Origin of the sequence: Halobacillus sp. H74, from assembly GCF_052246715.1 — a bacterium.
GTDB lineage: Bacteria > Bacillota > Bacilli > Bacillales > Halobacillaceae > Halobacillus > Halobacillus litoralis_A.
This window is the reverse complement of record NZ_JBQQCI010000008.1, coordinates 103,806-118,406: the sequence shown is the minus strand read 5'-3', so window position 1 is coordinate 118,406 and position 14,601 is coordinate 103,806. Positions and strand designations below refer to the sequence as shown.

Genomic DNA, 14,601 nt, shown 5'->3' with positions numbered 1-14,601 from the left:
CTTAATTTTTATTTCTAAAGAAGTACATCGTCAGCGTACCGAACACGGCAATTAAACCTACGGAGATGTATGTGATGATCAATAATTCGCTTGTTACATCATAGCCATGAATCAATCCCCTGGCCGCATCGACAACGAACGTTATTGGATTAATATCTACAAAGCTTTGTAACCAATTCGGCATTGTTGATGGATCGACAAATACGCTGCTTAAAAAGGTCAGTGGGAATAATAACATCATACTTATTGCCATTAGTGCTTTCTCTGAGCGAACGATTATTCCAAGCATCGTCCAAATCCATGACAAACTGAAAGCGAAGAATAGAATCACCAGGACTGCAAGGAGTACGCCGGTGAACCCTGCTTCTGCACGGAACCCCAGAATGTACCCAAGTGTAATCATGATTGTTGCAGCAAGTGAATATCTCACTACATCCACTAGCAACGCCCCGACTAATACAGCAGGCTGCCAGATCGGCAGTGAACGAAAACGATCAAAGACGCCTTTTTCAATATCTTTATTTAAATCCAGTCCTGTATACATCGTTATCATTGCAACTGTCATGACTAAAATTCCCGGCAGAACAAAGTCTAAGTACTCTCCTGTTGAGCCTGAAATCGCTCCCCCGAATAAGTAGGTGAACATCAACAAAAAGATAATCGGGAACACTGTCACATCGAAAAGTTGTTCTGGAACATAGCGGATGCGTAATAATGCTCGCCATGCAAAAGTCAGAGCGGCATTCAGCGGCGAAGCTTTTGATGGCCGTGTTTCTAATGTGATTGATTTTTCTAATGAATTATTCTCCATTCGCTTCGCCACCTTCCCCTTTAGCAGGCTTTCCGGTAATCTGTAAGAATACATCGTCCAAAGTTGGTTGTTGCATAGAGAAGTCTTTCACGGCGATCTGTTGGTTCGCAAGTTCTCCAATCGCTTTGGCAGCCTTTGACTGGTCTTTCATCGTAACGGAAATCGATAATTGATCGTGGTTCACTTCAGGTGCTTGTATGAACATACCTTCAAAGATTGCCTCTGCCTGTTGCAAATCCTGTTCATCTTCGAATTCGATGATCAAGCTTCGAACGCCAATCGATGATTTCAATTGTGCACTTGTTCCTTCCGCAATTAAAACTCCTCGGTCGATGACACCAATAAGGTCGGCAAGTTGATCTGCTTCTTCTAAGTATTGTGTCGTAAGAAATACTGTCGTTCCATTTTTGACTAATGCTCGAATGATCTCCCACACTTCATTCCGACTTCTTGGATCAAGTCCGGTTGTTGGTTCATCCAAAAAGAGCAGTTCTGGTGACGTAACGATACTTGCGGCAATATCGATTCTTCTTCTCATCCCGCCGGAATACTTCTTCACTTGGCGTTTTGCGGCATCTTCTAAATTGAATGCGGCTAATAATTCATCGGCTCTCGCCTTTGCTTCTTTGCGGGAAAAACCAACTAACCTGCCGATGAAAATCAAATTCTCCCGGCCGGATAATTCTTCATCCACAGAAGCGAATTGTCCTGTTAAACTGATGGACTGCCTGACATCATCCGCTTCTTTTGTTAAATCATACCCCATCACTTTCGCTTGACCTTCAGTCGGTTTCAACAGAGTTGCCAGCATACGGATCATCGTCGTTTTTCCTGCTCCATTAGGGCCAAGGAAGCCATAGACAATACCTTTTGGCACTTTTAAGCTGATGCCATCCACCGCTCGTTCTTTTCCAAAAGCTTTTACTAATTGATCTGCTTCTACTGCATATGTTTTATTTGAATGTTCCATTCGTCGACCTCCCTCATCCATTATATTTTACCATAGGCAGGAGTAATGATATTCCTAAGACCCAAAATAAAAAACTTCACCCCAATTTATCTTTTCTCGTTTTATGTTGCAAATACAACAAAAATAAGATACGTTTAATTTATGAGTTACATGTTGCATTTACAACAAATATGAATGCTGAGGAGTTCAAAATGAAAGATATACTTCGTGAAATTGGAATGATAGCCAGGTCGTTAGATTCAATAAGTAATATAGAATTCAAAGAATACGACCTCACAAGAGGGCAGTATTTGTATCTTGTAAGAATATGTGAAAACCCAGGAATCATTCAAGAGAAGGTAGCTGAGATGATAAAAGTAGATAGGACTACTGCCGCACGGTCTATAAAAAAACTTGAAATGAATGGCTTTGTTGAGAAGAAAGAAGACGAACATAACAAAAAAATAAAAAAGCTCTTTCCAACAGAGAAAGGGGAAAAGGTTTTTCCTTTTATAAAAAGAGAAAATGATCATTCCAATGCCGTTGCCTTAGAGAGTTTATCAGAAAAAGAAGTGGAAATCATTTTCGATCTTCTCCAAAGAGTCAGAACAAATATCGAAAAAGACTGGGAATATGTCAAAAAGGGAAACAAAAGGAGTTATTGATTGTAGAGAGGAGCATCAGGGTTAGAATGAATATAACGTTGAAAAGATGCACCATGGAAGATTCACACAAACTGCAAAAAATTGGTCGCGAAACATTTATGGAGACTTATGAGGAACAGAATTCACCAGAAAATATAAAGAATTATTTGGAAGAGGCATTTAATTTAAGGCAAGTAGAAAAAGAGTTATCCACCTATTTCTCGCAATTCTTTTTTGTTTCTTTTAATGATGAAGTCGCTGGATATTTAAAGGTGAATACCGGGGAAGCTCAGACCGAAGAAATGGATGATGACTCCCTTGAGATCGAGCGGATTTATATTATAAAAAAATTTCAAAAGCAGGGACTTGGAAAATATCTGTTCAACAAAGCTATGGATACTGCTATGGAACAGAATAAAAAGAAGGTCTGGCTGGGGGTATGGGAAAAAAACGAAAATGCTATTGCTTTTTATAAGAAAATGGGATTTGTTCAAACGGGAACGCACTCTTTTATCATAGGGGATGAAGAACAAACGGACTTAATAATGGTGAAAAGTCTCCAATAACAAGTGAAGAGGTGAGTGAGGATGTATATTCCAAAGCAGTATAAAGTCACAGATTTCAATGAAATCAGAGATTTTATTCAGAGGAACTCTTTTGGAACAATCGTAACGACAAAAAAAGGAAAGCCTATAGCCACCCATTTACCTATGGAGTTACGTAAACAAGGGGAGGACTACTATCTCACTGGGCATATGGCGTATGCGAATCCTCAATGGAGGACATTCGGTGATGACCCTGTTCTTGTCATGTATCAGGGTCCGCATGCTTACATTTCATCCTCTTGGTACAAATCTGAAAATGTGCCCACATGGAACTATCAATCTGTCCATGTATATGGAACTGCCAGCCTTATGAGTGAACAAGAATTGCAGGAAGACCTTAAATCCCTATTGCTAAAATATGAACAAAACCGTGAAAATGCAGCTTTATGGGAAAGGTTTTCTCCCAAGACAAAAAAACAAATGAAAGGCATAGTTGGATTTAAAGTGAAAGTACAAGAAATTGAAGCAGCCTACAAATTAAGTCAAAATAGAAATGAAGAAGACTATGATAACATCATTGATAAACTGAAAAAGGAGAAAGATTTAAACTCTCAACAATTAGCAGAAGTGATGCATGCAAGAAAGGAGAAGGGAAGAACTAATAGTTAACCAAACTTTTAAGTGGTGATATTGTGAGTTACAAAACTAATAGAATAGAAATTAGTAATTTTGACCAGTTGGTAAGTTCGATTAATAAATTTTCAAAAAAACATTCAACCATGTTAATTGGAATAGATGGGTGTGGCGGTTCAGGAAAAAGTACATTGGCAAATAAACTGAATGATGAATGCTCGAATGTAATGATTGTACATATGGATGACTTTTATTTACCCTCCTCACAGATTATAAAAAAAGATCCAAAGCAAAAGCCGATTGGTGCAGACTTTGATTGGAAACGTGTATTAAATCAAGTTCTTGAACCAATTCGCCAAAATAAAGCTGGATATTATCAGAGGTATGATTGGGACGCAGACGAATTAGCGGAGTGGCATACTGTCCCTGTTGGCGGAATTGTAATTATTGAAGGTGTGTATTCCATTCGTAATGAATTAGCAAATAAATACGACTTTACAATATGGGTTGATTGTCCAAGGAAAACAAGGCTTTCACGGGGTGTTGAAAGAGACGGGGAAGAGATGCGTGATATGTGGGAAAATAATTGGATGGCTTCAGAGGACATTTATGTGGAAGAACAAAAACCGTATGAAAGAGCAGACCTCATTGTAAACGGGACTAAATGAATGTCTTATTCAGCTAACGCATGTCAGCATATTAAGCTGCTCTTATTTGAGCAGCTTAATATCTATATGGAAGTAATTTAGTTATGTACTTGAAGTTTGTTTCCACTCAGGTCATAAAAGTGAAAAAACTGATGCCCTTCATCTTCCTCCATGGGTTCAACATTTACATCCTGACTGATTAAATATTCATAGAGATTATTTAAATTTGAGGTGGTGAACCCTACAGAGAACTCAGTTTGTCCGTTTTTCAGAAAATGTCCCCGCGAGTCCTTGTCCGCCTCTACTAAAACCAACAATGGGCCGGTTTCAAGCTCGTAAACTGCCAGATCCCCTCTGTTAAACCTTAATTTCAACTTTAAACATTCTGAATACCATACAACAGATTCACTAAGATCGACTACTGGAATTCTGAAATAATGGATACCGTTGAATAAAGAATCACTCATTTTCTTCCTCCTCGTAGTTAATGGACCACTTTTTATATTTCGTTAATTTTTTATAATTTCCTTTTTCTTATTAAACATTTTAAAGCCTGGTAAGTCTCGCCTATCTTGTTCAATAAACCGGTTCGCCATTTTTCAACTGTGGGGTATTATCGTTGACGTAATGATTTCAGAATGGTATTATTAAAATCAATTAGAGACAATGTGAATCTTTAATATCTTTTATTGAGGAGGAAAATATGAAATACTCAAAAGCAACAAACTATGCACTACACACAATGGTTTATTTAATTACCTTACCCAAAGGAAGTACAGTAGGGGTGCAAAGCCTGGCAGAAATGCAAGGGCTTTCTCAAACGTATTTGTCCAAAATATTAACTAAACTTGCCAAAGGTGGGCTAATTGAGTCTACACCAGGAGTTAAAGGAGGTTATAAAGTTGCTAAAGCAAAGGCTGAAATTTCCTTCTTGGATGTAATTAAAACAACGGAAGGGGAGTCTCAGTTATTCAATTGTTCTATGGAACATAATGAAGGTTGCATGATTGAAAAAGTGATGATCGAGGCTGAACAGAACATGAAAGATGATCTCGCTAATAAATTTCTCATCGATCTTGTAAATGAGATGGATGAAAAAAGCATGAACAAAATTAAAGAAAATGCAAATTAAGGAGGGGGATGCAGGTGATATTCGATTGTGCCGTAATTGGAGGAGGCCCGGCCGGTCTGAACGCTTCTTTAGTTCTAGGTAGATCAAGACGAAGCACCGTTCTATTTGATGAAGATAAACCCAGGAACTCTGTAACCAATGAGTCACATGGTTTCATGACTCGGGATGGGATTAATCCAGCAGAGTTAAGGAGAATAGGACGCAATGAGTTAACGAGTTATCCAGACGTTAAAATTGAGAAGCAAAGGGTAAGAAATGTAATGAAAGAAAAACAAATGTTTACAATTGAAACGGATACAGGAAAAATTTTCAGAGCCAGGAAAGTTGTCTTAGCCACTGGACTTAAAGAAAAACTCCCGGCTATAAACAACGTCAAACAATTTTACGGGACTAGTTTATTCAGTTGCCCTTTTTGTGATGGTTGGGAATTAAGAGATCTCCCGTTGGTTGTGATAGCTGAACATTCCCGAGCTCTCCATATGGCGAAGCTTGTATATAACTGGACCAGCAACCTTGTTATTTGTACGAATGGAAGTCAAGATTTACCGATGAATGAAATGGAGATTTTAAAAGAAAAAGGAATGGATATATACGAACAAAAGATTTCCTCACTGAACGGAGAGAATGGATATTTGAAACAGATCACTTTTGAAGATGGATGCTCCGTTGCTCGTGAAGGTGGCTTCATTGTCCCGGAAATGGAACAAGCGTCACAAATTGGCGTAGAACTTGGGTGTGAACTGACAGATCAAGGCGCAATCAAAACAGATGACTTCGGGCGGACCAATGTTGAAGGTGTGTATGCTTGTGGCGATACATCCTTAATAGCACCATCTCAATTAATTATTGCCGCCGCAGAAGGGAGCAAAGCCGCGATAGGCGTCAATGCTGCCATGGTCGAGGAAGCCTTCAAAAAAACAAAACATGAAAAAGGAGAAAAATATGAATAAAAATTGTAAGCAAGATCATACGGGCAATTTAAGAAAAAAGATGGAATACCTGGACAGTGACAAACGTAAAGAACAGTTTTCACCAGAGAGCCTATTAGAGTTACTTCCCATAAAAAATACTGATGATATTTTAGATGTAGGAGCAGGAACAGGCTTCTTAACTATCCCGGCTGCTAAGAAAACAGATGGGATGGTTTACGCACTAGATATCGATCCAAAGATTTTACAAATCGCAAATTCTAAGGCATTGACTGAAGAACTTGAGAATGTACGGACCATTCAAGGGGAAATGAAAGACTTACCATTATCAGACGATACGATTGATATTGTGCTGGCATCGTTAGTCCTTCATGAAATAAAGCCTTTATCAGAGACATTACAGCTCATCCATCAAGTTCTTAAGGAGAATGGTTATTTTGCGTGTGTTGAACTGGAAGTGGAAGAACAACCAAATCAAAATCACCCAAGAATCTCCTCAATTATAATGGAGGAAGAATTGAACAAAGCAGGATTTAAAGTAAGTAAGAAGCTTCATCCAACAGAGTCTATCTATGTATTAATAGCCCAAAAACAAAATCAGCCCATGGAATAGTATTTATTTTATCTTAATTATAGATATTAAGAGTCTTTAATGTATTTATTATATGGGAGTTATTCTATCAAGAGGAGCTGTTGACATTTGGTGTTGCTTTTTACGAATCACTTGTCGGTGGACGCTTGCAGCGGGCACGGCCTCACCACCGAAAGTGATTCGTGAAAACAACAGAGGCTCATCTGAAAAGAGTGGTTTTCTTTGACTTATAAATGAAAATCACTCTGCTTGTACTTGGTGGCGATTTTAACCGTCAATAACAAATGGATACGATAGCTCATGGAGGAGTAAGAGCCTAACTGTCTCATCAAATAAAGTTGCAGTTCATCAGGTGCCTTGTTTTTTTATGGTGATATTTTTTCACAATCATTTTGCATCTTTGTAGACCTCATAAAGTGGAGTAAAATGGAAGGTGATCTTTAACAATTGTAAGCATGGCTGGAGAGGAGTAGCGATATGAATGGAAATAATGAATTGAAAGAAATCATCACTACCATAAGCGATAAGCTGGACTTTTCTGGCGTCGTATATGTGAAACAAAATGAGAATGTATTATCAAACACTGCATTTGGTTATAGAGACAGAGGGGAAAAGCTCCCGAATACTTCCGATACTCGCTTTGGAATTGCCTCTGGCTGCAAGTTATTTACTGCTATCGGGATTTGCCAGTTAGTTGAAAAGGGAATAGTAAATTTTGATACTCGTTTAGTTGACTGCCTGGACATTGATTTCCCTAACTTTGATAAAAAAATTACCATCCACCACCTGTTAACCCATACTTCTGGTATACCTGATTACTTTGATGAAGAAGTGATGAGTGATTATGAGGAGTTGTGGACGGATTACCCGGTCTACCAAATAAATTCTCTTAAGGATTTCCTGCCGCTCTTTCAAGACAATCAAATGAAGTTTAAACCAGGACATAAATTTCATTATAACAATGCGGGATATATCCTTTTAGGTCTGATCATTGAAGAACAAACGGGGAGATGTTTTACAGAATTTATTGAATCCGAGGTTTTCCATAGATGCAATATGCTGGATTCTGGATATTTTTCATTGGATCAGCTTCCTGAAAATACAGCCAATGGCTATATTGACAACAATGAAAAGAAAACTTGGAGAACGAATATTTACTCCATTCCAAAGCAAGGCGGAGCGGATGGTGGAGCATTTATAACAGCTCCCGATATGATTAAGCTGTGGGATTCATTGTTTGACTTCAAGCTTCTAAATGAAGAGACTACCAGAGAATTACTCACTCCTCATGTTCATGTGAATGGAGAAGTCCATTATGGTTATGGTATTTGGCTGAACCAAAAGAATGATCATGTATATAAATATCATGTGATGGGGTATGACCCGGGAGTAAGCTTTAGGTCCTCCGTATATCCCCAGGCTGATTTGAAAATCGTTATCCCTTCCAATATAGAATCTGGTCCCTTTGAAATCACTAAAGCCATTGAGGGTTTTCTGTTAAATAAATAAGGTGTCTTTCTCATTATTTGAAGACTCAGTTTCAAGCTAATAGTCGGTTTTGAGACGATATTCATACTCATTCGCAGACAAATTATGGTATCTTGTAGGAGTGGCAGAACCTTAGAACTTGTGATTTTTTATGTAGTTGCTGTTGGGGGGAGAATCGTTCATATTTGGGAGAAATAACAAAGATGACTGTAGGTCAAGAATTAGAGAAAGTTACGGATTTAAAATTATTTCACAACCATATGACTATTGAATTCCTACAACCATACTTTGTTTTCACCCCTGAAATGATTTATCTAACCTGTTGAGGAAGGAATTTTTTGAAGCCTATTCTAAAACCGATAATTATGGTTTGATATTCACTTTTGTCTGGGCGTTCAATCAAAAGGAAGACTGGAATTTAGTTGAAGGGATTGTTGATACATTTGAATCCAAGGGGGGAGAGGTTTATTTTGTAGAATTAGAAGCTGATTTGGTAGAGAGATTGAAACGGAATAAAACTCCTAATCGACTAGACCATAAGCCTTCCAAAAGAAACATAGAACAATCTGAACAAAGGTTAGTAGCTTCAATGGACAGCTTGCGTTTAACTTCTAACGAAGGTGAAGTAGTCAGGGATAATTACATAAAAATCAATAATAACCAATTGAATGCGAATGATGTAGCTTTAAAGATCAAGAGTGAATTTCAGTTATAAAGCTGTTCCGTTACTTGTTGATAATTGGATACTAGAGCTGCGATCGATATATGGAGGGATAAACATAAAATGAAAAAAAACGATTTGGGTAGTTGTTGCGATTTTGACTTTTCCAATTGCTTCAATCATAAAAGATTTTATTAAAAGCTGAAAAGACAAGCAATCTATTTTGTCAATTGAAATAAGTTGTTTCATCCTATAAAAAAGCTTTTTAAGCTGACAATAAAATACAGGAGGAACGAATGGGTCTATTCAAAATGATACTTAAATACCTTATAGGCATTATAGGTATTATTCTAATTAGTAGTTCACCCGTATTATTCAATAATGACTTCCGGTTGAACGTGTCCAGTTATTTTCAAAGTGTATCGATTGTGATACAGAAATTAGTTACCCCTTCTGAGTGGATCTTTCATCATCGCCTCAACTATCAATATGTAGAAAAACCACTCTTGTCTTACGTCATGGATAATTACCTTTATTCTATGACCATTTTATTTTCCGCTTTAACCATAGCCCTGTTTGCAGGGTTGATCTTAGCTTTATCCACATTCGGTTTACCACGGATCCTAAACCGCACTATACATACGGGATTGAATAGTTTAGAAGCACTGCCTGATATTCTTTTTATCTTTTCACTCCAAATGTTTGTCGTATGGTTTTATAATTCTTTTGATATTTTACTTTTCAGGTTTGCTTACTTGGGGGAAGAAAAACTTTATCTATCACCGGTTTTGTCTCTTTGTATTCTGCCTGCGGTATTATTCTTTCGGACGTTTCTTTTATTACTTGAAGAAGAGTGGGGGAAAGACTATGTGATTCTAGCTAGAAGTAAAGGCTTTGCCAGATCATATATCCTCCTGTGTCATTGTTTAAGGAATATTAAGGTTAACCTAATCATTCAATCTAAGCCAATCCTTTGGTTTACATTATCAAGCTTACTGGTGGTCGAGTATTTACATAACATCTATGGGATTGTTCGTTTAATCTTTTTTGATACAAGACCTTTTATCATAGCTGTAGCTCTGATCTTGATTTTTACTCCTTTCTACTTTTTGTACTTTTTCCTGGACTTGATTTTGAAAAATGATCTTCGAGAGATAAATGAAAAAGCCCAGATATCTATGATGAAAAATGCCAAAGTTTTTGATATAGATAGATGGTCTCTTTTGAAATTCATTAGAAAATGCTTTTCCTTTTCTTGGAGAGCCGGGCGTGAATGGCTGTATTTACTTAAAAACCCTAATTTTATAGTGGGTGTGGGGTATTTATTAGGTGTTTTAGCTATTAGTTCAATATATTCATTTACTAACGGCGGCTCTCCTGTTGAAAGTATAGGAATATTTAAGGGGGAAAATGGGAATTATCATGCTCCTCCACACTCTCCGGGCGATGGTGAATTGATATTTGGGTCTAATTTGAATGGATACCCAATAGTGACGATGCTAGTAGTTGGTGCTAAATATACCATTTTGGTTACTTTGCTTATCGCTATGGTGAGGGTAGTGCTTGGATATCTGTTGACGATTCCCTATGTCTTTTGGTTAGGGAAACGTTCAAAAAAAGTGATCAGTGAACTGGCTGATGGAATGCAGTTCTTGCCGTTAACTTTAGTGGCTTATTTGTTGCTAGTAGATGTTGTAATATTTGAAGAGGAGAAAAGAATCCTTGCTGAATCTTTGCTCGTCCCTAATGTGATATTAGAAGTGGTTATATTAACTGTTTTCGCCGTTCCAGTATTATTAAACACATTAGGAAAAGAATCAGACGAGATGTTAAATAGAGAATACGTACAAGCAGCTATGCTTCTTGGAGCGAGTAGAAGTAGAATCTTCTTAACACATATGACATTGCATCTCCTTCCCAAAATGATTCTGCTGCTTGGCCAGCAAATGATCCAAGTTTTGCAAGTCCTGCTTCATTTAGGTGTTCTAAGTATTTTCTTAGGAGGGACGATAAGGGGAAATCGAGAAGGAGCATCTCAATCGCTTTTATTTGAATGGACATCACTGTTTGAGACGATGCGAGTGGGCATTATGACAGAAAGGTATTGGCTGATCCTACCGGTGCTTTCCTTGTATATTCTGTTGATTTTATCTATACAGTCTATAATTAAGAGCCTAATTGATCGTCAACAGCAAAAAATAGGAGTATTTACTAGTCGAAAAATAATAAGGTTTAACCGGCCGATTCAGGGAGATCAAGCTAACACATGCGAGGACGAAGAATTGTTCACTTTCACTTCTCCTAAGGATTTGTCTTAATTACCTATCGCATCATCGTTAACAAATAGGTGGGGTTTAACAAAGCGATGGGGACGGTTCTAGCGCTTCCGATAAAGGCATAAGAACCACCCCTGGCTTTGATTATCTTGAATTCGAGTCTTATAAAAACAGGGGCAAATCTGAAACAAAAAAATTGCCCTATTCTTATTGTTTTGGGTAGGGATGTGGAAGACTCAAATTATGATAATGGGAAGTCAATTGTATAGCTTTCGTAGGATAAGATCATGTAGACCTAGAAGCATCTTATCCAACATATGAAAATTTGATCGATGATAAGACTAAGTTCAGTGGAGAAGTGGAATCTTTTTACAAAGGGCAAGATAGCGAAATCGACAATAGGAATTCTATCTTCTTCAACCATTTCATACATAAGAGATCAGCCAGACCGTTCGGGCCTGACTAATCATTATTTTTCACTGTGCATGAACTTTGCCAATTTAACTCACTAAACTTTTTTGAAAAATCTTTGTTGTATGACTAGATAAATAATTGGTGATCAGCTTCTAAAATTGCGGAGTGATTCTCACGTACAGATTCAGCCGCTAGGGGAAGTGGCAATTGAATAATGGAGCACTTGCATTTAAACTGATGGAAAAGTGAGTGGAAGTCTTACTCATGAATTTTATGAGGCAGGTGGTTCTAATGGAAAATAAAATATGTATTGATCAAATGCTTCCAGAAGATTGGGAGCAAGTGAGACGGATTTATATTGAAGGAATTGATACGGGACATGCTACCTTTGAAAAAGAAATTCCTTCTTGGAGAAGTTGGAATACCGTTCATTCACCAGATTGCCGAATAGTTGCACGTTCAAAAGAGAAAATTTTAGGTTGGGCTGCTATAAGCCCTGTCTCCAAAAGAAATGTCTATGCAGGTGTTGCAGAAGTAAGTGTATATGTTAGTCAATTCAGTATGGGGAAAGGAATAGGAAGTTTACTCTTAAAGGCTCTTATTAATAAAAGTGAAGAAAATGGATTTTGGACATTACAATCTGGAATATTTCCTGAAAATGTAGCAAGTCTCAAAGTTCATTATAAAAATGGATTTCGAGAAGTTGGACGACGGGAACGAATAGGTAAAATGGATGGTATATGGCGTGACACTATTTTATTGGAAAGAAGAAGTGGAAATACAGGGATTCATTAATCATTTACATAAAAATTAATAATAACCAATTGAATGCGAATGAAGTAGCTTTAAAGATCAAGAGTGAATATCAGTTATGAAGCTGTTCAGGTGCTTGTTGATTTCACGAGGAGCGTTCGGTGGTGACGCCTGCGGGAACAGCACGAGGCGAAGATCCACTTGGTCAAGTGATCTTCTTGACCAAGTTAGCTGAGGCTGTGCCCGCGGCAAGCATCCACCGATAAGCGGTTCGTGAGAAGCAACAACAAACTTTAACAGCTCCTCTAGATTGAAAAAGGTTTTTCAGTTGCCTTGTTTAAATTTGGGGGTAGATCGATTCATTTATCCTGATTCGTAAATAGAATATTAGTTCAAACCTTTGAGTTGTTTATTTAATTGACTGATTTGCTGTAGAGCTTTTTTATCTTCTAATATATCACGGGGCTTGACGCCTTCCCCCAAAACAAATCCTTGAAAGTTAAGTCCGATAAACTCACAGATATATTTGAATTGCTGGATTAAAGGCAGTCCTTTTTTGGTAGGATCGTCTCCTCCTACCGCAATCATGTATGCTTTTTTCTTAGACATCATCTCTTTGAAGTTTGGATACTTTTCATCTCTGACCGTTTGTGACCATCGATCAATAAACGTTTTCATCACACTGGACATCCCATACCAATAGATCGGTGTGGCGAAAATTAATACATCAGCCTCTAACATTGCATCAATGATGGTATTGTAATCATCCTTCACCTCAGAAAAACCTTGCGCTTCATGTCTTTCATCCACAATATCTTTGATGTAGTAGTCTTTTAGAACTACTCTTTCTGCTGAAATCCCTTGTAAAGCATATTCTGTTAATAATTCTGTATTTCCGTCAGCTCTTGTACTTCCATATAATACGGTTATTTTCATACTATATCTCCTCATTGTTTAATTGGGTAAGTGTTTCACCCTTTTTTGATCGTGGTGAAAGGGTACTCCATTATTATTGTTCAGTAAAACGGATTATGATGATTGGATCGATCGGAAATATCGATTTTAAATACAAACTGCCCCCATTTGCAGCGGCCATCTTTTGGCTTGTACTTCTTTATGTAGATTTAATGGTGTTTTTTGTTAATGAAATGAATGCTTCGAGAGGGATCGTCATAAATTTATCTTCATGCCAAGCGATTTGGGTATATAAGGAAGAAGTTGAAGCTGTCCAGTTAAGAGCTTTCATTCTTCCTTCTTTAATATCCTTCTCAACCACCATTTCTGGGAGAATTGCTATGCCTAAGTCAGCGATAACGCATTGTTTTATAGCTTCAACACTGAGGAACTCGAACTTATTAGCTGGGAAAACTTCAGCATCCTTCAACGTGTTTTCCAGCATTGTCCGATAGGAGCAGCCCGTCTCCGTCAATAATAGAGTCTCCCCCTCTAAGTCATGAGGTGTCACCTCTGCATTCTTATCGAAAGGGTGATCCATAGCTGCAACTAATTTCAGATTGTCTTTTACAATTGTTTCAATGTTTAATAAGTGAATGGGTTTCAAAACATCCATGATAAATGCGATATCCAATGTTCCATCAAGTAGCTGTTCTTTTGCCTTTTCATTAGAATGTGCCGGCTTAAATACTAATTTGACTTGTGGAAATTGTTCTTTAAAGGACCGTAAGATAGGAGGGAGGCGATAAGTACATTGGCTCTCCTGTGCTCCAATAACCAGAGTACCCGAGGGTTCTTCCAAACCTCTTGTTACCATTTGGGCTTCTTCCGTTAGAGCCAACATTTGATCCGCATATTTTTTGAACTGGCGACCAGATTCGGTTAAGTACAGGCGTTTTCCCAAGCGCTCAAATAAAGGTGTATCCAATTCTTTTTCCAAGGCTTTGATTTGAGCGGTGACACTTGATTGGGCAAATTTTAATTTTTTAGCCGTTTTAGTAAAGTTCAAATTTTCTGCGGCTGTTTTAAATGTTAGCAATTGCTTCGTCTCCATAAGTAACTCCTTTAAATTTGTTCATTTTATGGTTACCTTCATTATTAAGAATAACGTGTTTTGGAAGCGTAACCCATTTAATATTTCGCAGAAGACACTTTATATGAGCTCTTGGACCA

At 37.7% G+C, this 14,601-nt stretch carries 15 protein-coding genes and 1 pseudogene; 11 read left to right on the top strand and 5 right to left on the bottom strand.

What is annotated here, in order from left to right; translation table 11 throughout:
* Window position 1: 1 nt before the first annotated feature.
* Window positions 2-811: an ABC transporter permease gene (locus tag ACTWPX_RS17365; RefSeq protein WP_443120825.1), complete on the bottom strand. Its 810-nt coding sequence runs from the start codon at window positions 809-811 to the stop codon at window positions 2-4.
* Window positions 801-1,781 carry an ATP-binding cassette domain-containing protein gene (locus tag ACTWPX_RS17360; protein ID WP_443120824.1) on the bottom strand — a complete coding sequence of 327 codons (981 nt, stop codon included), beginning with the start codon at window positions 1,779-1,781 and terminating at the stop codon, window positions 801-803. The genes ACTWPX_RS17365 and ACTWPX_RS17360 overlap by 11 nt, the downstream gene beginning before the upstream one ends.
* Before the next feature lie 191 nt (window positions 1,782-1,972).
* Here ACTWPX_RS17360 and ACTWPX_RS17355 point away from each other — a divergent pair, with 191 nt between their 5' ends.
* The 4 genes from ACTWPX_RS17355 (at window position 1,973) to ACTWPX_RS17340 (ending at window position 4,250) form a co-directional block, all read left to right on the top strand.
* The gene (locus ACTWPX_RS17355) at window positions 1,973-2,425 is read left to right on the top strand and encodes a MarR family winged helix-turn-helix transcriptional regulator (protein ID WP_443120823.1); all 453 of its coding nucleotides are present in this window, start codon (window positions 1,973-1,975) and stop codon (window positions 2,423-2,425) included.
* A 26-nt stretch (window positions 2,426-2,451) separates the two neighbouring features.
* The gene (locus tag ACTWPX_RS17350; RefSeq protein WP_443120822.1) at window positions 2,452-2,970 is read left to right on the top strand and encodes a GNAT family N-acetyltransferase; all 519 of its coding nucleotides are present in this window, start codon (window positions 2,452-2,454) and stop codon (window positions 2,968-2,970) included.
* A gap of 21 nt (window positions 2,971-2,991) precedes the next feature.
* The gene (locus ACTWPX_RS17345) at window positions 2,992-3,618 is read left to right on the top strand and encodes an FMN-binding negative transcriptional regulator (RefSeq protein ID WP_443120821.1); all 627 of its coding nucleotides are present in this window, start codon (window positions 2,992-2,994) and stop codon (window positions 3,616-3,618) included.
* Window positions 3,619-3,728: 110 nt separating this feature from the next.
* On the top strand, window positions 3,729-4,250 hold the full coding sequence (locus ACTWPX_RS17340) for a uridine kinase family protein (protein WP_443120859.1): 522 nt from the start codon (window positions 3,729-3,731) through the stop codon (window positions 4,248-4,250).
* Window positions 4,251-4,327: 77 nt separating this feature from the next.
* Here the strand turns inward: ACTWPX_RS17340 and ACTWPX_RS17335 are convergent, their stop codons facing one another.
* A complete protein-coding gene (locus ACTWPX_RS17335) occupies window positions 4,328-4,696 on the bottom strand; it encodes a VOC family protein (protein ID WP_443120820.1) in 369 nt (122 codons plus the stop codon).
* Window positions 4,697-4,932: 236 nt separating this feature from the next.
* Between ACTWPX_RS17335 and ACTWPX_RS17330 the strand changes: the two genes are divergently transcribed.
* The 7 genes and pseudogenes from ACTWPX_RS17330 to ACTWPX_RS17300 all read left to right on the top strand — a co-directional run bounded on the left by ACTWPX_RS17330 (window position 4,933) and on the right by ACTWPX_RS17300 (window position 12,516).
* Window positions 4,933-5,361: an Rrf2 family transcriptional regulator gene (locus ACTWPX_RS17330; protein WP_443120819.1), complete on the top strand. Its 429-nt coding sequence runs from the start codon at window positions 4,933-4,935 to the stop codon at window positions 5,359-5,361.
* A 14-nt stretch (window positions 5,362-5,375) separates the two neighbouring features.
* Window positions 5,376-6,311, top strand: coding sequence for an NAD(P)/FAD-dependent oxidoreductase (locus ACTWPX_RS17325; protein WP_443120818.1), 936 nt, complete (start codon window positions 5,376-5,378; stop codon window positions 6,309-6,311).
* On the top strand, window positions 6,304-6,903 hold the full coding sequence (locus tag ACTWPX_RS17320; RefSeq protein WP_443120817.1) for a class I SAM-dependent methyltransferase: 600 nt from the start codon (window positions 6,304-6,306) through the stop codon (window positions 6,901-6,903). The genes ACTWPX_RS17325 and ACTWPX_RS17320 overlap by 8 nt, the downstream gene beginning before the upstream one ends.
* Before the next feature lie 456 nt (window positions 6,904-7,359).
* Window positions 7,360-8,391 (top strand): serine hydrolase domain-containing protein, encoded by a 1,032-nt coding sequence (locus tag ACTWPX_RS17315; RefSeq protein ID WP_443120816.1) that lies wholly within the window; start codon window positions 7,360-7,362, stop codon window positions 8,389-8,391.
* Between the two features lie 182 nt (window positions 8,392-8,573).
* Window positions 8,574-9,085: pseudogene (locus tag ACTWPX_RS17310) on the top strand (shikimate kinase).
* 242 nt (window positions 9,086-9,327) lie between these two features.
* Complete coding sequence (locus ACTWPX_RS17305) at window positions 9,328-11,349, top strand: hypothetical protein (protein WP_443120815.1); 2,022 nt, start codon at window positions 9,328-9,330, stop codon at window positions 11,347-11,349.
* Between the two features lie 663 nt (window positions 11,350-12,012).
* Entirely contained in the window at window positions 12,013-12,516 is a 504-nt protein-coding gene (locus ACTWPX_RS17300) for a GNAT family N-acetyltransferase (RefSeq protein ID WP_443120814.1), read from the top strand.
* A gap of 345 nt (window positions 12,517-12,861) precedes the next feature.
* Here the strand turns inward: ACTWPX_RS17300 and ACTWPX_RS17295 are convergent, their stop codons facing one another.
* Both ACTWPX_RS17295 and ACTWPX_RS17290 read right to left on the bottom strand, forming a co-directional pair.
* On the bottom strand, window positions 12,862-13,410 hold the full coding sequence (locus ACTWPX_RS17295; RefSeq protein WP_443120813.1) for a flavodoxin family protein: 549 nt from the start codon (window positions 13,408-13,410) through the stop codon (window positions 12,862-12,864).
* Between the two features lie 178 nt (window positions 13,411-13,588).
* On the bottom strand, window positions 13,589-14,482 hold the full coding sequence (locus ACTWPX_RS17290) for a LysR family transcriptional regulator (protein ID WP_443120812.1): 894 nt from the start codon (window positions 14,480-14,482) through the stop codon (window positions 13,589-13,591).
* Window positions 14,483-14,601 lie beyond the last annotated feature (119 nt).